Origin of the sequence: Pseudomonas sp. NPDC087803 (assembly GCF_044742995.1) — a bacterium.
Taxonomy (GTDB): domain Bacteria; phylum Pseudomonadota; class Gammaproteobacteria; order Pseudomonadales; family Pseudomonadaceae; genus Aquipseudomonas.
On sequence record NZ_JBIUVO010000035.1, the window covers coordinates 1 to 21,018 of the forward strand.

17 protein-coding genes, 1 pseudogene and 1 riboswitch are annotated in these 21,018 nt (G+C 61.1%); of the genes and pseudogenes, 8 read left to right on the top strand and 10 right to left on the bottom strand.

The window, feature by feature from the left end:
• Positions 1–591 (top strand): type I secretion C-terminal target domain-containing protein (locus ACIOUG_RS17260; RefSeq protein ID WP_401067193.1); only part of this gene is annotated, 591 nt, incomplete at its 5' end.
• 95 nt (positions 592–686) lie between these two features.
• Here the strand turns inward: ACIOUG_RS17260 and ACIOUG_RS17265 are convergent.
• From ACIOUG_RS17265 to ACIOUG_RS17285, 5 genes are all read right to left on the bottom strand, one after another.
• Positions 687–3,419, bottom strand: a complete 2,733-nt coding sequence (locus ACIOUG_RS17265; protein ID WP_401067194.1) for a LuxR C-terminal-related transcriptional regulator — start codon at positions 3,417–3,419, stop codon at positions 687–689.
• Between the two features lie 261 nt (positions 3,420–3,680).
• Positions 3,681–5,045, bottom strand: a complete 1,365-nt coding sequence (locus ACIOUG_RS17270) for a DUF1329 domain-containing protein (RefSeq protein WP_401067195.1) — start codon at positions 5,043–5,045, stop codon at positions 3,681–3,683.
• Positions 5,046–5,073: 28 nt separating this feature from the next.
• Positions 5,074–6,963, bottom strand: coding sequence for a DUF1302 domain-containing protein (locus ACIOUG_RS17275; RefSeq protein ID WP_401067197.1), 1,890 nt, complete (start codon positions 6,961–6,963; stop codon positions 5,074–5,076).
• A 336-nt stretch (positions 6,964–7,299) separates the two neighbouring features.
• Positions 7,300–8,982 carry a fatty acid--CoA ligase gene (locus ACIOUG_RS17280; RefSeq protein ID WP_401067199.1) on the bottom strand — a complete coding sequence of 561 codons (1,683 nt, stop codon included), beginning with the start codon at positions 8,980–8,982 and terminating at the stop codon, positions 7,300–7,302.
• A 146-nt stretch (positions 8,983–9,128) separates the two neighbouring features.
• Complete coding sequence (locus tag ACIOUG_RS17285) at positions 9,129–10,313, bottom strand: MFS transporter (protein WP_401067201.1); 1,185 nt, start codon at positions 10,311–10,313, stop codon at positions 9,129–9,131.
• 99 nt (positions 10,314–10,412) lie between these two features.
• Between ACIOUG_RS17285 and ACIOUG_RS17290 the strand changes: the two genes are divergently transcribed.
• Complete coding sequence (locus ACIOUG_RS17290) at positions 10,413–11,177, top strand: AraC family transcriptional regulator (RefSeq protein WP_401067202.1); 765 nt, start codon at positions 10,413–10,415, stop codon at positions 11,175–11,177.
• Between the two features lie 116 nt (positions 11,178–11,293).
• Here the strand turns inward: ACIOUG_RS17290 and ACIOUG_RS17295 are convergent, their stop codons facing one another.
• Entirely contained in the window at positions 11,294–11,923 is a 630-nt protein-coding gene (locus ACIOUG_RS17295) for a LysE family translocator (RefSeq protein WP_003228086.1), read from the bottom strand.
• A 273-nt stretch (positions 11,924–12,196) separates the two neighbouring features.
• On the opposite strand from ACIOUG_RS17295, the gene ACIOUG_RS17300 reads away from it, so the two are divergent.
• The 3 genes from ACIOUG_RS17300 (at position 12,197) to ACIOUG_RS17310 (ending at position 15,031) form a co-directional block, all read left to right on the top strand.
• The gene (locus tag ACIOUG_RS17300; RefSeq protein ID WP_401067203.1) at positions 12,197–13,162 is read left to right on the top strand and encodes a 2-hydroxyacid dehydrogenase; all 966 of its coding nucleotides are present in this window, start codon (positions 12,197–12,199) and stop codon (positions 13,160–13,162) included.
• A 33-nt stretch (positions 13,163–13,195) separates the two neighbouring features.
• Positions 13,196–14,194 (top strand): class I SAM-dependent methyltransferase, encoded by a 999-nt coding sequence (locus ACIOUG_RS17305; RefSeq protein ID WP_003228088.1) that lies wholly within the window; start codon positions 13,196–13,198, stop codon positions 14,192–14,194.
• A gap of 40 nt (positions 14,195–14,234) precedes the next feature.
• Positions 14,235–14,357, top strand: a riboswitch (yybP-ykoY riboswitch).
• An 89-nt stretch (positions 14,358–14,446) separates the two neighbouring features.
• Positions 14,447–15,031, top strand: a complete 585-nt coding sequence (locus ACIOUG_RS17310; protein ID WP_003228090.1) for a TMEM165/GDT1 family protein — start codon at positions 14,447–14,449, stop codon at positions 15,029–15,031.
• Between the two features lie 123 nt (positions 15,032–15,154).
• On the opposite strand, the gene ACIOUG_RS17315 is transcribed toward ACIOUG_RS17310, so the two are convergent.
• Positions 15,155–15,973: a M48 family metallopeptidase gene (locus tag ACIOUG_RS17315; RefSeq protein WP_262143288.1), complete on the bottom strand. Its 819-nt coding sequence runs from the start codon at positions 15,971–15,973 to the stop codon at positions 15,155–15,157.
• A gap of 1,351 nt (positions 15,974–17,324) precedes the next feature.
• Here ACIOUG_RS17315 and ACIOUG_RS17320 point away from each other — a divergent pair.
• A pseudogene (locus tag ACIOUG_RS17320) lies at positions 17,325–17,522 on the top strand (HAMP domain-containing protein); the annotation flags it as partial.
• A 111-nt stretch (positions 17,523–17,633) separates the two neighbouring features.
• Positions 17,634–18,377 (top strand): methyl-accepting chemotaxis protein, encoded by a 744-nt coding sequence (locus ACIOUG_RS17325; RefSeq protein ID WP_401067241.1) that lies wholly within the window; start codon positions 17,634–17,636, stop codon positions 18,375–18,377.
• A 197-nt stretch (positions 18,378–18,574) separates the two neighbouring features.
• Here ACIOUG_RS17325 and ACIOUG_RS17330 read toward each other — a convergent pair whose 3' ends face one another.
• From ACIOUG_RS17330 to ACIOUG_RS17340, 3 genes are read right to left on the bottom strand one after another with little or no spacing between them, the layout of a single operon-like run.
• Positions 18,575–19,198: an SOS response-associated peptidase gene (locus ACIOUG_RS17330; protein ID WP_338799979.1), complete on the bottom strand. Its 624-nt coding sequence runs from the start codon at positions 19,196–19,198 to the stop codon at positions 18,575–18,577.
• 36 nt (positions 19,199–19,234) lie between these two features.
• A complete protein-coding gene (locus ACIOUG_RS17335) occupies positions 19,235–19,495 on the bottom strand; it encodes a putative signal transducing protein (protein WP_003228093.1) in 261 nt (86 codons plus the stop codon).
• A gap of 9 nt (positions 19,496–19,504) precedes the next feature.
• Entirely contained in the window at positions 19,505–19,687 is a 183-nt protein-coding gene (locus tag ACIOUG_RS17340) for a CPXCG motif-containing cysteine-rich protein (protein WP_096797159.1), read from the bottom strand.
• A 142-nt stretch (positions 19,688–19,829) separates the two neighbouring features.
• Between ACIOUG_RS17340 and ACIOUG_RS17345 the strand changes: the two genes are divergently transcribed.
• Entirely contained in the window at positions 19,830–20,993 is a 1,164-nt protein-coding gene (locus ACIOUG_RS17345; RefSeq protein ID WP_401067204.1) for a 1-acyl-sn-glycerol-3-phosphate acyltransferase, read from the top strand.
• Positions 20,994–21,018: the final 25 nt, after the last annotated feature.

The following is a 21,018-nucleotide window of genomic DNA, read 5'->3' on the forward strand; positions in this document are numbered from 1 at the left end:
GAGGGTGGTCTGGGCAACGACACCTACATCGTCGACAACGCCGGCGACACCGTCATCGAAACCAGCACTCTGGCCAGTGAAATCGATACCGTACGGTCATCGGTCAACTGGACCCTGGGTGACAATCTGGAAAATCTGGTATTGACGGGCAGCAGCAACCTCAACGGTACCGGCAACGCCCTGAACAACACATTGACAGGCAACGACGGCAACAACCTGCTGAACGGCGGAGCCGGCAATGACATTCTCATCGGCGGTCTGGGCACCGATACTCTGACGGGTGGTTCAGGTGCTGACACCTTCGTGTTCAACGCCTGGAACGAAACCGGCACTGGCAATCTGCGTGACGTCATCACTGACTTCAACAGCGCGCAAGGCGACAAGATCGACCTGACGAAGTTTGATGCCAACTTGCTGACTGCTGGCTTCAACGGCTTCACCTTTATTGGTGCGGGCGATTTCACTGGCGCCGGTCAAGTGCGCTTCGTTGATCACGTGCTGTCCGGTAACGTCAGCGGCAACGCCGGTGCGGACTTCGAGATCCAACTGGTGGGTGTGAACAGTTTCAGCGCCAACGATCTGGTGGCCTGATATAACGACTACCCGACTTGCTCGCAGGTCGGGACACCCACAAAAAACGCCCCGATCATTCGGGGCTTTTTTGTGGGTGTCGATAAACCGTAGCGCTAAGTCAAAACACCCAATTCCTTGGCCCGCGCCACCGCCTGCGTACGCCGCTCAACGCCCAACTTGCTATTGATATGACTCGCATGGGTTTTCACGGTATGCAGCGAAATGAACAGCTGTTCGCTGATTTCCTGATTGGAACAGCCTTGGGCAATCAAACGCAGCACCGCCAGCTCCCGGCTGCTGAGTTGTTCGGCAGCGGCGGACTCAACCACTGGCCGATTCGCCACCAGCGGAAAATGCGCCAGTAACGGCTGTCCTGCCAGCGCCGGTGAGTTGTGCAATTGGCCGCGTAACCAGTCCGGATATTCTCTGATCAGTGCGTCAAACGGCTGTATCACGCCGCCCGCCGCCGCTTCCAGTGCCTGACTCAACGCTTTGCGCGCCTCAGGTTCGCGGCCAGTGCCCAGCAACAAGGCAACCTTCTGCGCCAGCGCCATTACACACAGCAACTGGCGACCGGTTTGCTGACCGTTTTCCAGCAGCACATTCAACCGCCCTTCGGCGAGCATCGGTTGCCCTTGAATCACATCGAGCAGCGCTTGCTGCAATTCGACGTGCAATGGCAGCTGAGGATGAAATTCCGGTGGCGCCGCTGCGCGCTCGCCGGTGTAGGTCTGACCCAGTCGCGCCAGCCAGGCTTCGGCCAGATCGGTGCGGCCCTGCGCCAGCCACAGTTCGCATTTAACCAGGGTGATCATCGCCAGGTAGTAGATCGGCGGCACGTCCCAGATGTGCATCAGCCGCTCGGCTTCGGCGAGCTCGGCAAAGGCCTTGGCAAACTCGCCTGAGCTGCCGTCCAGACGGGCGATCACGCAGTGGCCGATCAACACGCTGATATCGCGACAGGCCCGCGCTTCGGCCAGACCGCTCAGCAATCGAGTTCGGGCCTGCTGTGGTTGCAGGCGCATGGACAACAGAAAACCTTCGTACAACGTCAGCCGCGCGCGCACCGCGTACAGACGCTGCGCCGACAGCCCGCGCAGACGGTCGAGCCCCTGATGAACCTCATCCAGTGCACGCAGAATCTCGCCACGGGCCTGCAACACTCGCGCCCGGTCGTAATGTGCCAACGCTTCGAACAAGGGATTGCCGACCCGCTGCGCCAGCTCAAGCGACTCGCGGTTCAGGCCCCGTGCTCGCCACAGGTCGCCATCGGCAATCGCCAGGTTGGACAGGGTCGACAGGCACATCAGGCGCTGTCCGTAGCGCTTGGCCGGCAGGCTTTCCAGCGCTTCGCTGCAATACTCGAGGGTCTGCTCGCGATGGCCTCGCCCGCGGGCGATGATGCCCTTGAGCGCCAGCCATTGGGCCAACATCGACTTCTGTGCGGTGGCCGAAGGTGCCGGCAGAAAACGGCTGAGATGACTGGCGAGTTCTTCGGCCGCATCAAGCTGACAGGCCAGCCCCAACGCCCAGCTGTACAACACGATCAGGCGCGGGGTACTGATCAGGAGACTGTCGGGCAAGTCCATCTTCCAGCGCAGCAACATGCCGACGTTCTGTTCGGCGAGCAGTTGTTCCTCGGACAGGTTCTGCACCAGATTCGCCGCCACATCCAGATGGCCGGCGCGTAGCGCCTGTTCGACCGCTTCATCGAGCAGGCCCTGCGCATTGAACCAGCGGCAGGCACGCAAGTGCAGGGTGGCGGCGGGCACTATCGCCCGAGCGATGGGCCGGCTGCGCAGCAGATCGGAAAACAAATGGTGATAGCGATACCAGTGACCGTGCTCGTCCAGCGGCACTAGAAACACTTGATGAGCCAACAGAAAGCGCAGGATTTCGCCGCTGTCGTGGGCTTCGCGCACCGCGTCGCACAACTCGCTGCAAAAGCGTTCCTGAGGCGCGGTGTCGTAGAGAAACGCTTGTACCTCGGCCGGCAGACAGTCGATGACTTCCTCGAGCAAGTAGTCGCGAATCAGCCCTTCGCCGCCGTTCAGCGCTTGCGGCAAGGCGGCCTCGCTGCCGGCTTCGGATGCCGCCAGCAGCCAGAAGCGCAGCCCGGCCACCCAGCCTTCGCTGCGCTGAATCAGGTTTTCCAGCGCTTCGCCACGTAGCGACGTGCTATGCCGGTCAAGCAGGGTCAGGGCTTCATCATGGGTCAGGCGCAGATCCTGCTCATGCAGTTCCAGCAGTTGTCGCGACAGGCGCAGGCGCGCCAGATGCCAGTCCGGCCGCTGCCGACTGGTGACCATGACCAGCAAGCCATCGGGCAAATGATTGAGGAAAAACTGCAGGCAGCGATCAAGCACCGGGCCTTGGGCGAGATGGTAATCGTCGAGCACCAGCAACAGCGGCGCGGTCGGTTGCAGTTGCAGGGCCAACTCATCGAGCAAGCCGTCGAGCCATTCTTCGAAGGCGAACGGCTGATGGCGCTGGCGCATCTTCAGCAGACCGAGCGCGCGACTGCCCAGATCCGGAAAGTAATCCTGCAAGCCCTCAAGCAATCGTTCGAGAAAGCGCCCCGGATCGTTATCCCGCGGGCTCAAGCCCAGCCACAAACTCTGCCAGTGCGCCGGCAGGCTCTGACAGAATTCCACCGCCAGCGAGCTCTTGCCGAAGCCGGCGGGGGCGCAGACCAGCAACAGCCGTCCCGCGAGCCCGGCACTCAGACGTTCACACAGACGCGGTCGCAGCACGTAGCCGTCGGGCAGTGGCGGGCGAAAAAAACGCCCGTCCAGTGTCGCGACGGCAGCGCTTGCAGGATCCGGAAGCGGGGACAGATCAGTCATGGCCGGCTCTTGTTTGAATGGCTGTTGGCGGCGTAGCAGATGTCCGCAGCCTAGCCTTAAACGTAGCGGTTATGAAGGTTGCTGCTACAAATGGCTACAAAAAGGTCACGAGCCGTTAAGCGCAACCTTGTCGGAGCTGCCGCAGGCTGCGATCTTTCAGGATCAAAAGATCGCAGCCTGCGGCAGCTCCTGCAAAAGCAAAAAAAAAACGCCCCGAACCAGTCGGGGCGTTTTTTCGAGGATGCGGCCTCTGGTTACAGCTTAGCGGATACCGTCCTGGCCCAGGTTGCCTGGCTGGAATTCGCTCTTGGTGGCAGAGAAGCCGAAGTCATACGCCTGTTTCTCTTCGTTCTTCATGCCCAGTGCCAGGTAGCGGCCCGATTGCAGGTCGTACAGGGCTTCCAGCGCGTACCACGGCACTTGCTTGTCGTAGTAGTCCTCGGCATGCGCCTCGGCCACACGCCACAGCTGACCGCGACCGTCGTAGTGGTCGATGACCGCAGCCTGCCAAGTGTCTTCGTCGATGTAGAAATCACGTTTGGCGTAGATGTGGCGCTGACCCGGTTTCAGGGTAGCCACCACGTGCCAGACACGACGCAGCTCGTAACGGGTCAGGTCCTGGTTGATATGCCCGGCCTTGATGATGTCGGCGTACTTAAGGTTCGGCGAGTCGATCTTGTAGCTGTTCGAGGCGATGTACAGCTCTTTCTTGCCTTCCAGTGCCCAGTCGTAGCGATCCGGTGCTCCGTTGTACATGTCGAGGTTGTCGGAAGTCCGCAGGCCGTCGGCCGCAGTACCCGGACCGTCATACGACACCTGGGGGGCCTGACGCACGCGACGCTGACCGGTGGCGTAGACCCAGGCCTTGCGCGGTTCCTTCACCTGGTCGAGGGTTTCGTGCACCAGCAGCACGGTACCGGCCAGACGTGCCGGCGCGGTCACTTTCTGCTTGAAGTAGAACAGGATGTTGCCCGGGTTGGCCGGATCGTAGTCCTTCATCTTGTCGCGGAACACGAACTGGTCCTGGAAGTACACCAGGCTGAACGAGCCGTTGGTTTGCGGCGTTGCCTGGGTCACCAGACGGGTCACGCTGCCACCGCGATAGCGAGTGATGTGGTTCCAGATCACTTCCAGACCGCTTTTCGGAATCGGGAACGGCACGGCGGTTTCGAAGTTTTCCAGACCGTTGCCGCCGGCGACCAGATTGGTGGTGGTGGCGTTCTTCTTGATCGCGGCAAACACTTCATCCGGTACGGTCGAGCCGCGATGGGACGGATAAACCGGCATCTTGAAGGTGTCCGGGTAGCGCTTGAACATCGCGTACTGGCCCGGAGCAAGCTTGGCCTTGTACTGATCGACGTTCTGCGCGGTGATGGTAAACAGTGGTTTTTCACTGCCGAACGGATCGGACAGGAAGCCCTTGCCGTCAACCGTGCCGGCATTTTTCGGCAGCGGTTTCCAGGCCGGGATCGAACCGTCGGCGTTGCCGGCCATTTCGGCGCCCATCGGCGTCAGGCTCTTGCCCAGCTTGTCGGCTTCGGCGGCGGGAACGGCCGCCATGACGCTGGTCGCCAGCAGCGACAAGCCCAGAACACCCGCGTGGAACAGACTCTTTGTTATTTTCATATGTGTGTTCGTCCTGAAAAAACTGTGCTTAGAAGTTCACGCCGACGCTCAGGGCAACGAAGTCACGATCGTCCACGGTCGTGTAGTCGCCGCCAAAGAAGTTGGTGTAAGCCAGGCTCGCGGTGTAGGTGTTCTGGTATTCGGCATCCAGACCGAGGCTGATGGCCTTGCGGCCTTCCTCGAAGTTGCCGCCAGGACCCGGCGAGTAGCCTTTCACGTCATGCGACCAGGCCACGTTCGGTTTGAGGTTCACACCGGCGAACACGTCGCTGTAATCCCAGATGGCACGAGCGCGATAACCCCAGGACGTGGCCGTGGTGAAACCGTCGTTGTTGCAGTTGCTCGATACGTTATCGCGCGAAGCGCCTGCCCCGGCACCGTTGATGGTGGAGGTGTTGAGGATCTGCGAGCAGGTGTTGAGGCCGCCGGTGGAAGGCAATTCACCCGGACCGAACACCGGATCGCGGCCGTAGCGGGCCTCGGACTTGCTTTCCAGACCACCGACGTGGGTCACGCCGACTTCACCCACCAGGGTCAGGCGGTTGGCGCCCATCACCTGATCGAAGAAGTGCGTCAGGGTGGTTTGCAACTGGGTGATCTCTTTGCGGTTGTAACCATGCAGATCCTGGCCCGGTACGCCGTTGAGGATCGACGCGTTGGTCAACGCGCCACCCAGCGGACGCACGCCGGCGAACAGAATGTCGGTGGAGTTCAACTGCACCGGCGCATTCGGCCGGTAGCTGACCTCACCGCTCCACGCCGTACCGGTAGGCAGGGTGGTGGAGAAGCTCAGGCCGTAGAGGCGGATGTCTTCAGGGTATTCGATGAAATAGTTCGAGTTGCCGGCGACCACCAGTGGCCCCAGCGCCTGGAACGGCCCCGGCAAAGCGGCCACGCCGTTATAGATACGTTGTGGCGCACCGGTGGCGCTGAAGATCGGCGCACGGCTGTGGTAGTTCATGAAGTAGGCGCCGAACTCGGTGGCCAGCGGGTCGAACATGTACTTGGCGGAAACGCCCCACTGCCCGTTGTCACGGGCGTTGCGGTTAGGCGAACGGCGCACCAGCACGCCCTCTTCGTTGACATCCACGCCGGCGGCGGCCAACGGCCCGAGCGCAATGCCCGGAATGGTCGAACGCTTGTTCAGGACCCGCAGGTTGTCGTCGCAACCGGTGGTTACGATGTCCGGCTGCGAGAAGAACGTGCCGCAGTTGTCGGTCACGGTCTTCTGCCAGTCGATCTGGTAGAAACCTTCGGCCGAGAGGTTTTCGGTGAGGCTCTGCGACACGTAGAACATGTTGACCGGGATCAGGCCTTCCTTGATCTCGGCACCCGGACGACGGAACGCGGACACGTCGATCGGGTTGATCGAGTTGATGCCGCCGCCGATGAAGGTACTTTCACCCCAGTTCACCACCTGCTTGCCCAGACGCACCGAACCCGGCTCATCGGCAATCGAGTAGTTGTGGTAAACGAAGGCGTCGAGGATCTGCCCGCCGGAAGAACGCGCCGCGACATCACGGTTGTGGTTGCTGACGTCCTTGTATTCCAGGTCCTGATTCTGCAGCGCGAAGTCGTACCAGTATTTGCCCCGGACGAAGACCCCGGTGTCGCCGTATTTCAATTCGAGATCATGGATGCCCTTGAAGATCTTCGAGAAGGCTTGCCCGCTCTTGAAGTTCAGGTGACCGTTGTCGGAGGTCTGGGACAGGCCCTTGCCACCGTTGTTGACACCAATAAGGTCCTTGTTCGGCTGCTGGGTCGAAACACTCATGCCCAGGGAGAGCGAGGAATCGAACTGACCTTCGATTTCACCGACGTTGAAACTGACGCCGAATGCGGGCCCGGCGAGCGTAGAGGCAAGACTGACGGCCAGAGGCAGTTTAGCCCGGCGCCAGAACTGGTTTACTGAGGTCATCGACGCTACTCCATGTGCATTATTGTTATGGCAGTGAGTACTTTTAAAAACGCCTGGAAGACCGGGAGCCAGTAGCCGCCCGACGTCACTCCAAATTTGCATCGCCCCGTTTGTGCGTGTGCCCCGTTCTTAAAAATCCTTGAGCGGACTATAGCCAGCAGGTGGTACTGCTTGATCCCTCTAAAGTGTGATTTGCAGCTGCCGGCCACTCTGGAACAGTCCTTTCGCCAGTCCGACACATGTCGGCACGGCAAGGATGGCTGAATTTTTCGATTTCACAAGCCAAGCGCTTGCTTGGTGGGTCTGGCGCGCCGTTTTCGGCGCGCCAGCAGACGCTCAGAGCGTCGAGAGGAAGGTGCTGTTGTTGGCCTGCCATTCGGTGATGTCGAGGCGGATGCGCTTCTTGTCGAGCTTGCCGACACTGGTCTTGGGAATTTCCGTAACAAGGGCGATCTGACTCGGAATCGCCCACTTGCTCAGGTGCCCCAACTCCACGAACGGCTTGAGGTGTTCCTTGAGTTCGCGCGCGCCGATCGCGTGCCCTTCGCGGATCACCAGCAGCGCAAACGGCCGCTCGCCCCACTGCGGATCGGCGATGCCTACCACTGCTACTTCGCGTACCGCGACATGACGGCTGATCAGGTCTTCGAGGTCCAGTGAGGAGATCCACTCGCCGCCGGTCTTGATCACGTCCTTGATGCGGTCGCGGATGTCGATCACGCCCATGCTGTCGAGTGTTGCCACATCGCCGGTGTGCAGCCAGCCGCCGGCCCAGAGCTCGGCGCCCTTCTGCGGCTCGTTGAAATAGCCTTCGGTGAGCCACGGCGCGCGCAGTACCAGTTCGCCCTGGGTTTCGCCGTCGGCGGGGAGGAAGTTACCGTCACCATCGACAATCGCCGCTTCCACCAGCGGCCCCGGCACGCCGGCCTTGATCCGGTAAGTGGTGCGCTCGTCTTCGGTGCCAGCCATCAACTCGTCATTGAGGTGGGCGCAGGACACCAGTGGCCCGGTCTCCGACATGCCGTACGCCGCCGTCAGCTGAATGCCCCGGGCCTTGGCGGTTTCATACAACGTGCGATTGAGCGCACTGCCGCCGATGACGATCTTCCAGCCACCGAAATCGGTGCCTTGTGCGCCTTTGGCGTTGAGCAGCATCTGCAGGATGGTCGGCACGCAGTGGGAGAACGTGACCTTCTCCTTGCGCCACAACTCCACCAGGAATTCCGGGTCGTAACGCCCCGGGTAAACCTGTTTGAGCCCGAGCATGGTCGCTACATAAGGCAGGCCCCAGGCATGCACATGAAACATCGGGGTGATCGGCATGTACACGTCGTTGGTGCCGAGCAGGCGCACGCTGTCGATCGCGCCCATGATCGTCGACACGCCCATGGTGTGCAGCACCAGTTGCCGATGGGTGAAGTACACGCCTTTCGGGTTGCCGGTGGTGCCAGTGGTGTAGAAGGTGGTGGCGACCGAGTTCTCGTCGAAGTCCTGGAAATCGTACTGCGGGCTCGCGGCGGCCAGCAGTTGCTCGTACTCGCCGACCAGGTTCGGCAGCTCGGCGGTTTTCTCCGGCAGATCGGTCAGCAGCAGGGTTTTCTCCACCGTGGTCAGGTGCGGCGCGATGGCCTGATACAACCCGACGAACTCGCTGTTGACCAGCACAAAGCGGTCCTCGGCGTGGTTCATGGTGTAGAGGATCTGCTCCGGCGACAGACGCACGTTGATGGTGTGGATCACCGCGCCGATCATCGGGATGGCAAACATGCATTCGAGGTAGCGATGGCTGTCCCAGTCCATCACCGCCACGGTGTCACCCGCCTTCACACCCGCCGCCGTGAGCACGTTGGCCAGCCGCGCAACCCGTTCGATCAGGGTCGGATAGCTGTAGCGCAACTGGTCTCGGTAGATGATCTCGCGGGTTTTCTCGTAACGGGCGCCGGACATCAGCAGCCGTTTGATCAGCAATGGATACTGGTAGGCCCCATCGGCCGGGGGAATGACGCGAGTCTGCAACATATGAATCCCTTTTCTGGCTGCACGGTGTTGGCGTAGAGAGCATTACTCTAGAGCCGTTATACCCCAGTCAAATCAGCCGAAGGAATGATTTGCACAGCCGTACAAATGCTAGCTTTGAGCCAGCATTTGCCGGTATTCAGCCCTACTCAGGCGGCTTGTCCTACAGCCGCTTCGGAAGGTGTGCGTGGGAAAGCTACGGCAGCGAGGAAGGTCAACGCGCCAAAACCCGCCAGAATCAGGTAAAGCCCGACGAAACCATGGCGCGGCTCGACGTAGGAAATCAGCGGAATCGCCGTTGCACTGGCGCCGAACGACAGGCAGTAACGCAGGGCAAACACCCGGGATTGCCACTGCGGTGCAACGAAATTGGCGACCATCGAGTCGTTCACCGTCACCTGGCCGAACACCACGAACATGAACGCCGCTCCAAGCACGATCACCGCCCAGCCATCGACATGGGCCATGCCGTATAACAGCGGTGCCTGAAACAGCGTGAGCACCAGAAACGGCCATTTCAGACTGACCCGATGCAGAACCTGCCCGATGCTCAACTGCGCCACCGCGCCGAAGGCATACGCCAGGCTGACCACCACGCCAAGGGTTTGCGGCGAGGCGAACAGGTCATGCAAGCGCTCCTGAAACAGCTTCGGATAGGTCATGGTGGTGGCGTTGAACACTACACCGCCGGTGGCCGTCGCCAGCGCCAGCACACCGAACACCATGAGCATCGAGATCTTCTGACCGCCAGCGCCTTTCAGCACGGTGTGCGGACGCTGCGGGATCGGCTCTTCACGCACCTGCAGCGCAAAACCGATACCCAGCACAATCGCTACCACACCCGGTAACACAAAGGCCGAGCGCCAGCCGAATTGCGCCACCAGCAACCCGGTGATCAGCGCCGAAAACGCCACGCCGAGGTTGCCCCACATGCCGTTGATGCCGATTTCCCGGCCACGGTTCTGCGCGTAGGCCACCAGCATCGCGGTACCCACCGGGTGGTAGATCGCCGCAAAAATGCCGATCAGGGTCAGCCCGATCACCAGCATCGTCGGGCTGCTGCTCAACCCGGTGAAGATTGCCGAGGCGCCGATGCCGAAGAAAAACACCAGCATCATCTGCCGCCGACTCCAGTGATCACCCAGCCAGCCGGCCGGCAGCGAACAGGCACCGAAGGCAATGAAGCCGCCCAGTGACAGACCGATCAGCGCGGCGTAGTCGAGACCAAAGGCCTGGGTCATGCCGAGCACGGCGGCGGGAAAAATCAACATGAACATGTGATCGATCACATGGGCAGCGTTGACGTAGCGTATGACGTTTCGGGATTGATTCATGGCAGCACGCTTGTGTGTGTTGTGGGCGGATTGTTATGAGCGGCCTATGCTAAGTTGGCGAAAAAGCGCATATCTGCCATTCAGGTCATCAAACCCGACATGTTGATCAGCCATTTCGAACACGGCCCGGTGAGTGCCTATCCCCGGGATTATCTGGACGGCGCTCACCAGCCGCTGCACCTGCACCGCGAGGCACAGTTGCTGTATGCCGTCAGAGGGATCATGCGTGTGGTCACCGATCTTGGCGCCTGGGTGATTCCGCCGAGCCGCGCGGTGTGGATTCCGCCGCAGGTCGCACACGAGATTTTCATGTCCGGCGATGTGCAGATGCGCTCGCTGTTCATCGCTCCCGAACTGTCACCGGCCAGCCTGCAACAGTGCTGCGTGCTGGCGGTGACGCCGCTGTTGCGCGAGTTGATCCTGCGCGCCGTGCAGGGTCCACCGCATGCGGACAATCCGTTGATCCAGCAGTTGATGCTGGAAGAATTGGCCGGCCTGGAAAACCTGCCGCTGCACATTCCGATGCCCACTGACCGGCGCCTGCAAAACATCTGCCTGGCCTTGCTGCACACCCCCGATCACCCCAACACCCTGGACGACTGGGCGCAGCAGGTCGGCGCCAGCTCGCGCACCCTGGCGCGGCTGTTCCAGCGACAACTGAAGATGAGTTTCAAGGCCTGGCGCCAGCAACTGCGCCTGATGGAAGCCCTGCCGCGCCTGCTCGCCGGGGACAGCGTGCAAAGCGTGGCACGGGACTTGGGCTACGGCAGCGCGCGGGCGTTCAGCGCGATGTTTCGCCGTTTGCTCGGGGACAATCCCCGTGAATACCTAAATAATCTGAGCAAAATCAGCGAGCTTGTGTAGGACCCGTGGGAGCGAGCCTGCTCGCGAAAGCGGTCTTTCAGCCACCAATAATGTCGATTGACCCAACGCCTTCGCGAGCAGGCTCGCTCCCACAGGTTTAAGTCGCGGTTCTGAGATCAATGCATCTCGGTGAACGCGAGTTTCACGCCGATCGCGATCAGCACCGCGCCCATGGTGCGGTCGAACCAGTGGCCCATGCGGGCGAAACCGGCGCGCACGCGCTGCTGGCTGAACAGCATCGCCACCAGGCAGAACCAGACGGCCGTCGCTACGGCCAGATAGACGCCGTAACCGGCCTGCACCGCCAGCGGCGTGTGCGGGTTGATCACCACGGTGAACAGCGACAGGAAGAACAGCGTGGCTTTCGGGTTCAGGCCGTTGGTGACGAAGCCCGAAGTGAAGGCGCCGCGAGCGGTACGCACGCCGGCTTCCTTGTGCAAGTCATCAGTGACAGTTTTCGCCGGCTGCGCGCGCAAGGCCTTGAAGCCGATGTACAGCAGGTACGCCGCGGCGGCCCATTTCAAGGCGTTGAACAGCACGATCGACTGCGACACGATCAGGCCGATGCCGAGCAACGAATAACCCACATGCAGGAAAATCGCCGTGCCCACCCCCAGCGCGGTCCAGGTGCCGGCGCGCCGACCATGGGTCACGCTCTCGCGCACCACCACGGCAAAGTCCGGGCCGGGGCTGGCCACGGCCAACAGATGGATCAGTGCAACGGTCAAGAACTCGGTCCAGTACATGGGGGCTCCTCTTTAATGAGTAAAAACAATTCATCAACTGGCTCAAACCCTGTGGCGAGGGAGCTTGCTCCCGCTCGGCTGCGCAGCAGTCGTAAAACCTGAAACACCGGTGTGCCTGACACAGTACGGTGAATGGGTTTGGGTCTGCTTCGCAGCCCAGCGGGAGCAAGCTCCCTCGCCACAGGGTATTGCGGGCGCTGTACGTAACGATTTGTTTCATCTGGTAGGCTCGGCAGATTACGCCTTCCGTTCCAAGCACAAAAGGTACAGTTGATGACGAACCCGCGCCGCGCCGTATTCCTCGATCACCCGTCACTGGATCTTGGCGATCTTGACCTCAGCCCGTTGCGCGCCTGCTTCAGCGACCTGCAACTGTTCGCCCAGACTGCGCCCGAACAGGTCAGCGAGCGCCTGCACGGGGCCAGCGTGGCGATCACCAACAAGATCCGCATCGACGCTGCCGCGATGGCCGCCAACCCCGATCTGCAACTGATCCTGATTACCGCCACCGGCACCAACAACGTCGATCTGGACGCGGCCCGCGCCCATGGCATCACCGTGTGCAACTGTCAGGGTTACGGCACGCCGTCGGTGGCGCAGCACACGATCATGTTGCTGCTCAACCTCGCCACCCGCCTGGCCGATTATCAAAAAGCGGTCGGCGAGGGTCGCTGGCAGCAGGCCAGACAGTTCTGCCTGCTCGACTACCCGATTGTCGAACTGCAAGGTAAAACCCTCGGCCTGCTCGGTCACGGTGAACTCGGCGGCGCAGTCGCACGGCTGGCCGAAGCGTTTGGCATGCGTGTGTTGCTCGGGCAGATTCCCGGCCGCCCGGCGCGCCCGGACCGACTGCCGCTGAACGAATTGCTGCCGCAGATCGACGCCCTGACCCTGCACTGCCCGCTCAACGAACACACCCGGCACTTCATCGGCGCCCGCGAGCTGGCGTCGATGAAACCCGGCGCGTTTGTGGTCAACACCGCTCGCGGTGGTTTGATCGACGAGCAAGCCTTGGCCGATGCCCTGCGCAACGGTCACCTCGGCGGCGCGGCCACCGATGTGCTCAGTGTCGAACCACCGGTCAACGGCAATCCGTTGCTCGCCGCCGATATTCCACGGCTGATCGTCACCCCGCACAACGCCTGGGGCAGTCGCGAAGCGCGGCAGCGTATCGTTGGCCAATTGACCGAAAACGCCCAGGCGTTCTTCAGCGGTACAGCGCTGCGGGTCGTCAGTTGATAAACTGCGGCACTTTTTTTCCAAGGAGCAGTTATGGATCCGCGCAGTGAAGTACTGCTTCGTCAGGCCGAGTTATTCCAGGGTTCGCTGTTGTTGGCCGGTTTGCCTGCCGACGATCTGCTGGGGCGCTTGCCGAATGCGTTCGGCTGGTGCTGGCATGCCGGCGATCAAGCCGCCCTTGATGCGCGCTTCGAAGGTCGCAGCCATTTCGGCGTGAACGTGCCGGAGCGCGAGTTCGACAGCGCCGTGGTGTTTTTGCCCAAGTCCAAGGACCTGACCGATTACATCCTCAACGCGGTGGCCGCACGTCTGCCCGGGCGCGAGGTGTTTCTGGTCGGGGAAAAACGCAGCGGTATCGAAGGTGCGTCCAAGCAGCTCAACCCGTTCGGCAAGCCGCGCAAGCTCGACAGCGCCCGTCACTGCCAACTGTGGCAAGTCACCGTGGCCAATGCACCTGAAGCCAAATCGCTGGAAAGCCTGGCGCAGACTTATGAGCTGCCGCTGGCCGAAGGCCCGTTGAAAGTCATCAGTCTGCCGGGCGTGTTCAGCCATGGTCGCCTGGACCGCGGCAGCGCCCTGCTGCTGGAGCATCTGGACAAATTGCCGAGCGGTCATCTGCTGGATTTCGGTTGCGGCGCCGGGGTGTTGGGCGCCGCGGTCAAGCGGCGTTATCCGCACAATCAGGTGACGTTGCTCGACGTCGATGCCTTCGCCGCCGCCAGCAGTCGCCTGACCTTGGCGGCCAACGGTCTGGAAGCCGAAGTGCTGACCGGCGACGGTATCGACGCTGCACCGATGGGTTTGAACGCGATCCTGAGCAATCCGCCGTTCCATGTCGGGGTGCACACCGATTATTTCGCCACCGAGAACTTGCTGCGAAAAGCGGCCAAACATCTGAAAAACGGCGGCGAACTACGGCTGGTCGCGAACAGCTTCCTGAAGTATCAGCCACTGATCGAAGAGCATCTGGGTGTGTGTGCGATCAAGGCTGAAGGCAATGGTTTCCGGATTTACCGAGCCAAGCGCGGCTGAAAATTTGTTCTTGCTCTATCGGTTTTGCGAAGGCAGAATCCGCTCCGTCCTAGGGGAGTAGTCTCCCACGAGCGCCAAGCTCGTCCGGCATACGTCAACATACTTGATCCTCAGATCATGGCGTATGCGACCCAAGCGTCCGCACCAGACGGATCGCAGGGTTTGACAAGACCTATGACACGCACACCTTACCCGGGGCGGGAAGGCTGTACGTGTCATAGCCGTGTCGACCCGCCCCTTAGGAAAATCCTGATGCTGGACTCGTTACTCGTTCCCACCGCAATCGTTGCCTTGGCCGAAATCGGCGACAAGACGCAACTGCTCGCGCTGATTCTCGCCGCCCGCTTTCGCAAACCCTGGCCAATCATTGCCGGTATCGTCGCCGCGACCCTGGCCAACCACGCGGCAGCCGGTGCGGTAGGCGCCTGGTTCGGCAGCTTCTTCTCCGATTCTGTTCTGCACTGGATTCTCGCCGCGAGCTTCACCGCCACTGCGCTGTGGACGCTGGTCCCGGACAAGATGGACGACGATGAAGCCAGCACCGCACGCAAGTTCGGCCCCTTCCTGACCACGCTGATCGCGTTCTTCCTGGCGGAAATCGGTGACAAGACGCAGATCGCCACCGTGATGCTGGCGGCGCAATATCCGGAGCTGTGGCTGGTGATCATCGGCACCACGGCGGGCATGCTGATTGCCAACGTGCCGGTGGTATTGGCGGGTAACTTTGCTGCGGAGAAATTGCCGCTGACCTTGATCCGTCGCCTGGCCGCTTCGGCGTTCTTCATTCTGGCGATCGTTGCGGTGTACAAGGCGATGCAGAGCAGTGGCTGGATTTAATCCCGTAAGTCGGTAGACCGAGTTATCGTTCTTCGCGAGCAGGCTCGCTCCCACAGTGGAATGCATTCCAAAGGTGGGAGCGAGCCTGCTCGCGAAGGGGCCATCAGCCTCGCGGCAAAACCATCAGGATTTCGGGGCTTTCTCGTACAGCGGCATGACTTTCGGAATCGCTGCCTGCAGCGAGGCGATCCGGCTCGATGAGGCCGGGTGGGTGCTCATGAATTCCGGCGGTGCGCCTTCCGAGGCCTTGCTCATCTTGTCCCACAGGGTGATCGCCGCGTTCGGGTTGTAGCCGGCGCGGGCGGCCAGTTCGAGTCCGATCAGGTCGGCTTCGTTTTCGTTGGCGCGGCTGTTGGGCAAGGTCATGCCGTAGTTGGCCACGGTGTCGGCCAACGCCAGGCTGTCCTGACCCAGACCGAACAACGCGCCGGCGCCCTGCTTGGCCATTTCGACGCCATAGGCTTTGGACATCGCTTCACGACCGTGCTCGCGCAGGGCGTGGGCGATTTCATGGCCCATGACCGCGGCGATTTCATCGTCGGTCAGCTTCAGGCTGTCGATCAGCCCGGTGTAGAAAATGATCTTGCCGCCAGGGCCGCAGTTGGCGTTGAGTTCATCGCTCTTGATCAGATTGACTTCCCATTGCCACTGCGCGGCGTCCGGACGGAAGTTCGGCGCCTGGGCGATCAGCCGATTGGCAATCGCCTGAACCCGCTTGGCCTCCGGACTGGTCTTGTCCAGCACGCCTTTGCTCGACGCCTCGCCGACGGTCTTCTGATAGGACTGCGCATACATCTGGTCGACCTCTTGCGAGGACAGCATGCTGAACATGTACTGCTTGCGCTCCACACCTACGGCTCCGCCGCTGGTGGTGTTGACCGACTGACAACCGGCCAGCAACAGCGCTGCGCTCAGTGCACTTACAACCAATGTCTTGTTCATTCAAAAGCTCCCTGAAAACCTGCCGCGTATCGTAGGGGGTGAATTGTATCGGCGCCAGATACAACAGACGTGTTGCAGCGTCTTTCGGAAGTTTCCCACCACTGCTGTCGTAAAAAATTCACAGCACCGGCAGACCCGCTGCCACTGCGTCGCACACTGATCCATTTGCGACATCGCCCGCCCAATGTGCCGCCCGCCACTCATGGCGCAATGCCTGCTGCCGATACAACAGCGCAGACGTCCTCTTGCGTGCGGAGCTCCCATGAAGTTCAAGTCGATCCAGTTTTCCGTCGCCGCCCTGGCCGGCGCCATCGTCCTCAGCGTGGTCGCCGCGCTGGTGCTGTACGCGCTGTTTTCCGGTGCCCGCACCCAAGACATGGTGCAACAGCGCACTCAGGCGCAGTTCGAACAAGTCATCGAACAACGCCTGACTTCGCTGGCGCAGACCCAGGTCAGCCAGATCCAGCGCGAACTCGAAGCGCCACTGCTGATTGCCGGCGGCCTGGTGCGAGTCAACGCGCTGCTCGGCACGCCGGGCGCCGACGGCCAGCCGCGACTGAGCGTCAGCCGCGAGCAGTTGATCAGCCTGATCAAGGAGAACGTCGAGAAGAACCCGAAGATTCTCGGCACCTACATCGGCTGGGAAAAAAACGCACTGGACCACAATGACGCGGCCTACATCGGCACCCGCGTGGTCGGTATCGACGCGGCCAACGGGCGCTTCCTGCCCTGGTGGTTCCGCAATGACGACGGCACCCTGGGCCTGGACAAACTGGCCGACGTCGACGACCAGAAAGTCCTGTCCACCGGCGTACGCGCCAGCGAGTACTACCTGTGCTCGAAAGAGAGCAAGAAATCCTGCGTGATCGATCCGGCGCCATACAAGGTCGGCGACAAGATCGTCATGCTCGCCTCCTTTATTGAACCGATCATGCTCAACGGCGCGTTCCAGGGCATCGTCGGCGCCGACCTGTCGGTGAACTTCATCCAGGACATGCTTCTGGGTGCCAACCAGAAACTGTACAGCGGCGCCGGGCAAATGGCTCTGATCGGCGGCAACGGCCGGATCGTCGCTTACACTCAAGACCCGAGCAAATTCGGCGAGAAAGTCAGCGACATTCTCGACGCCGAGCAGATTGCCAACATGGCCAATCTGAAGCGCGGCGAAGTCACCTACTCCGTCAATAAGGACAAGGGCCGCATCGAGCTGTACCTGCCGTTCGGCATCGGCCAGACCGACGCGCGCTGGACCTTGATGCTGCAACTGCCGTTGAACGCGGTGATGGCCGATCTGCAGAAACTCCAGGCCGACCTCGATGCGCAGCGCAAGTCCGACACCTTCGGCATGGCCATGGTCGGCCTGATTATCGCCGCCATCGGTCTGCTGGTGATCTGGCTGGTGGGTCACGGCATCGCCCGCCCCCTGAAGCAGATGGTCGCCATGCTCGATGACATCGCCAAAGGTGAAGGCGATCTGACCCGCCGCTTGAGCAGTGATCGCAGCGATGAGCTGGGTTCGATTGCCAAGGGCTTCAACACGTTCCTCGCCAAGTTGCAGGCGATGATCACGCAGGTGGTGACGTCGGTGCAGAGCGTCAGCGATTCCTCCGAGCACACTGCCGACATCGCCATTCGCACCAACATCGGCATTCAGAAACAAATGGCCGAGATTGATCAGGTCGCCACCGCAGTGCAGGAAATGACCGCCACCGCTCAGGACGTGGCGCGCAATGCCACTCAGGCTGCGCAAGCCGCCAGCCATGCGGATCAGGCCGCCGGCCAGGGCATGCAGATTGTCCGTGACACCTCGAACTCGATTGGTGTGCTGGCGCTTGAAATCGGCAAAGCGGTGAACGTGGTGCAGACGCTGGCCAAGGACAGCGAAAACATCAATGCGATCCTCACCGCGATTCGCGGGATCGCCGAGCAGACCAACCTGCTGGCGCTGAACGCAGCGATCGAAGCGGCGCGGGCCGGCGAGCAGGGTCGCGGCTTTGCCGTGGTGGCGGACGAGGTGCGCAATCTGGCGCAGAAAACCCAGAAGGCCACCGAAGAAATCCAGAGCATGATCCAGCAACTGCAACAGGGCACTCGCGATGTGGTACGGGTCATGGAAGACAGTCAGCACCGCACCGACGAAAGCGTGCAGCACGCGGCGAAAGCGGCCGAGGCGCTGGAGACGATTACTCAGGCGGTGTCGGTGATCAATGACATGAACACGCAGATTGCCAGTGCGGCGGAAGAGCAAAGCGCAGTGGCGGATGACATCAACCGCAACGTGATCAATATCGGTCAGGTGGCGAATGAAGTGGCGGGTGGTGCGGATGAGTCGAGTTCGGCGAGTGCCGGCCTGACTAAATTGGCGGAGCAGCAGCGGCGCTTGATCAACCAGTTCAAGGTCTGAAAAGCGAAAAGCCCCTCACCCTAACCCTCTCCCAGAGGGAGAGGGGACTGACCGAGTTGTCTTCCGTCATACATCGACCTGAAATAACCAGTCGATTATGGATTCAAAGCTGAGCGTTCAAGTCGGTATATTTCGTCAATATCCCCCAATCAGTCCCCTCTCCCTCAGGGAGAGGGTTAGGGTGAGGGGCTTTTGACTTAACCCGGGGTCAGACACTCCGGCCCATTGAGCTTCGGATCATTGATCAGATTCGCCAACACCCGCTCGCGCAATGCTGCCGGTTCACTGGCGAGCAAGCCCTGCAGCACATGCAGCGGCGTCGCAGGGTCGAGCCAGGCCGCCTGCCCCGCCTCATCAAGAATCAGCGGTCGTCGCTGACTGGCTGCCGGCTGAGTGATGACCGCCGTACTCAGCCACACCTGCTCCTGCACCGGATACGCCTCCCAGATCGCCGCGAAAAACAGCGACGAGCCCTCCCCCGGCGTCAACCAGTACGGGCGCTTGCGCAGGTTGCCGCGCCATTCGTAGAAACCGTTGGCCGGCAGCAGGCAGCGGCGCAGGCGCAGCGCCTCGCGGAACATCGGTTGCTCGGCCACCGTTTCCGCCCGGGCATGCGCCGGTGTTTTCGACAGATCGGTCAGCCACGGCGGCGTCAGGCCCCAACGGGCGCGGGCCAGCGTGCGTTGGCCGTCAGCCTCGGCGCGCAGCATCAACACCGAATCATTGGGGGAAATGTTCCACTGCGCCTGCTGATCGGCGGGAAATCCGGGCAGGGCCGCAAAATCGCGGTTCCAGCGAAACAGGGCATAACGTCCACACATGGGGCAACACGACTCAGAAATAAAACGAACGTCAGCCTAACAGACCAGCGTCCCGGGGAAGCTCTCCGGTTCATCGCCGGGCAGCGGCAGCGCGGCATTGTACGCGGTGATCAGTTCGCGGGCGTATTCGGCCTGATCGTTTTCGACCGACAGGCCGAGCAGGCCAAAAATCGGCAATTCCCCCGTGCCGCCAAGCAGATCCCGGCCCACCAGGTGCGCCTCGATACCTTCACTGGCGAGCATGCCCTTGAGCATTTCGCCTTCCATCAGGTTTTCCGGCTCGTAGATTCGCTGCATGGGCGCCCCTCACTCGTTTTCGCTGAAGACTTCCAGAAACCAATCCTCGCCATGCACCTGCAAGACAAACGTGATCGGTCGACAACACACCTGACAGTCCTCGATGTAGGTCTGATCGCCTGCGGACAGGTCCACCGTCGTCTCGACCTCTTCACCACAATACGGACATTCATACAGTGCGCTTTCCAGCATCGCGGTCTCCCAGGTGACTTGTGCGTATAATCGCCGGTCTATTTGCAGGGCTATTTTTGTCTGGCTACCTTTTCAGACCGTGCCCCGTTGTTTTTCTATCAAAACCTTTACTTACCCTAGCCGTTTCCAACAAGAGAGCATGATGGGCGAATTCGATGCCATCCGACCTTACGACGACAGCGAAGTACCTGCGGTACTGGCAAGACTGCTCGGCGACAAGGCGTTTCTAGATATCCTCACCCACTTCCGCTTCCCGCGTTTTGCCGGTGCCTTCGGCTGGATGCTCAAACCACTTATAGCCCATCGGCTGCGACGTGAGTTTGCCGACGTGACCTCGGTGGCCACTTTGCAGGACAAAGTCGAGTTCTACGTCGACCACACCATCGAGCGCGCCACTGATGGCGTGACCTACACCGGTGTCGAGCAATTCAAGTCCGGCAGCGCCTACCTGTTCATCGCCAACCACCGCGACATCGTGATGGACCCGGCCTTCGTCAACTACGCGGTGTACCACGCCGGCCTGCCGACCCCGCGCATCGCGATCGGCGACAACCTGCTGCAAAAGCCCTTCGTCAGCGATTTGATGCGCCTGAACAAGAGTTTTATCGTGCATCGCTCGATCACCGGGCGTCGCGAAAAGATGGCGGCGTATCAGCTGCTGTCGGCGTACATCAACCACTCGATCCGCAATGATTGCGCGTCGATCTGGATCGCTCAGGCCGAGGGCCGGGCGAAGGACGGCGACGACCGCACCGAGTCGGCGATCCTCAAGATGTTCCACATGAGCCGCAAGGACGAGCCGTTCGGCGAAGTGATTCAGTCGCTGAACCTGACCCCGGTGTCGATCAGCTACGAATACGACCCGTGCGACCAGGCCAAGGCTCGCGAGCTGTACATCCGCGCCACCACCGGCACCTACGCCAAGGCGCCGGGCGAGGATGACGTGAGCATCGCCAAGGGCATCACCGGCTACAAGGGCCGGGTGCACGTTAACTTTGCCGCGCCGATCAGCCAGCTGTTCGAAGACACCAAGCAATTGGCGGTCGAGATGGACAAGCAGATTCTCGGCGGTTATCGCCTGTTCCCGGTGCATTACCTGGCGTATGCGATGTGGGCCGATGCCGATCCGCAACTGAACGTGCCGAAGGCTGCCGAAGTGTTCCCGGCCGACGAACTGGCCAAGGCGCAGGAAGAATGGCAGCGCCGGCTGGACGCCTGCCCTGAAGAACACCGTCCGTATCTGGTGCTGCAATATGCGACGCCGGTGCGCAATCAGTACCGGGTGAAGGCTGGGGTGCCGTTGTAAAACAACGGCAAGATCAAAAGATCGC

Coding starts and splice junctions, on each gene's coding strand:
- ACIOUG_RS17265 (WP_401067194.1), bottom strand. CDS start 3,419: ATGACTGATCTGTCCCCGCTTCCGGATCCTGCAAGCGCTGCCGTCGCG.
- ACIOUG_RS17270 (WP_401067195.1), bottom strand. CDS start 5,045: ATGAAAATAACAAAGAGTCTGTTCCACGCGGGTGTTCTGGGCTTGTCG.
- ACIOUG_RS17275 (WP_401067197.1), bottom strand. CDS start 6,963: ATGACCTCAGTAAACCAGTTCTGGCGCCGGGCTAAACTGCCTCTGGCC.
- ACIOUG_RS17280 (WP_401067199.1), bottom strand. CDS start 8,982: ATGTTGCAGACTCGCGTCATTCCCCCGGCCGATGGGGCCTACCAGTAT.
- ACIOUG_RS17285 (WP_401067201.1), bottom strand. CDS start 10,313: ATGAATCAATCCCGAAACGTCATACGCTACGTCAACGCTGCCCATGTG.
- ACIOUG_RS17290 (WP_401067202.1), top strand. CDS start 10,413: ATGTTGATCAGCCATTTCGAACACGGCCCGGTGAGTGCCTATCCCCGG.
- ACIOUG_RS17295 (WP_003228086.1), bottom strand. CDS start 11,923: ATGTACTGGACCGAGTTCTTGACCGTTGCACTGATCCATCTGTTGGCC.
- ACIOUG_RS17300 (WP_401067203.1), top strand. CDS start 12,197: ATGACGAACCCGCGCCGCGCCGTATTCCTCGATCACCCGTCACTGGAT.
- ACIOUG_RS17305 (WP_003228088.1), top strand. CDS start 13,196: ATGGATCCGCGCAGTGAAGTACTGCTTCGTCAGGCCGAGTTATTCCAG.
- ACIOUG_RS17310 (WP_003228090.1), top strand. CDS start 14,447: ATGCTGGACTCGTTACTCGTTCCCACCGCAATCGTTGCCTTGGCCGAA.
- ACIOUG_RS17315 (WP_262143288.1), bottom strand. CDS start 15,973: ATGAACAAGACATTGGTTGTAAGTGCACTGAGCGCAGCGCTGTTGCTG.
- ACIOUG_RS17325 (WP_401067241.1), top strand. CDS start 17,634: ATGGCCGAGATTGATCAGGTCGCCACCGCAGTGCAGGAAATGACCGCC.
- ACIOUG_RS17330 (WP_338799979.1), bottom strand. CDS start 19,198: ATGTGTGGACGTTATGCCCTGTTTCGCTGGAACCGCGATTTTGCGGCC.
- ACIOUG_RS17335 (WP_003228093.1), bottom strand. CDS start 19,495: ATGCAGCGAATCTACGAGCCGGAAAACCTGATGGAAGGCGAAATGCTC.
- ACIOUG_RS17340 (WP_096797159.1), bottom strand. CDS start 19,687: ATGCTGGAAAGCGCACTGTATGAATGTCCGTATTGTGGTGAAGAGGTC.
- ACIOUG_RS17345 (WP_401067204.1), top strand. CDS start 19,830: ATGGGCGAATTCGATGCCATCCGACCTTACGACGACAGCGAAGTACCT.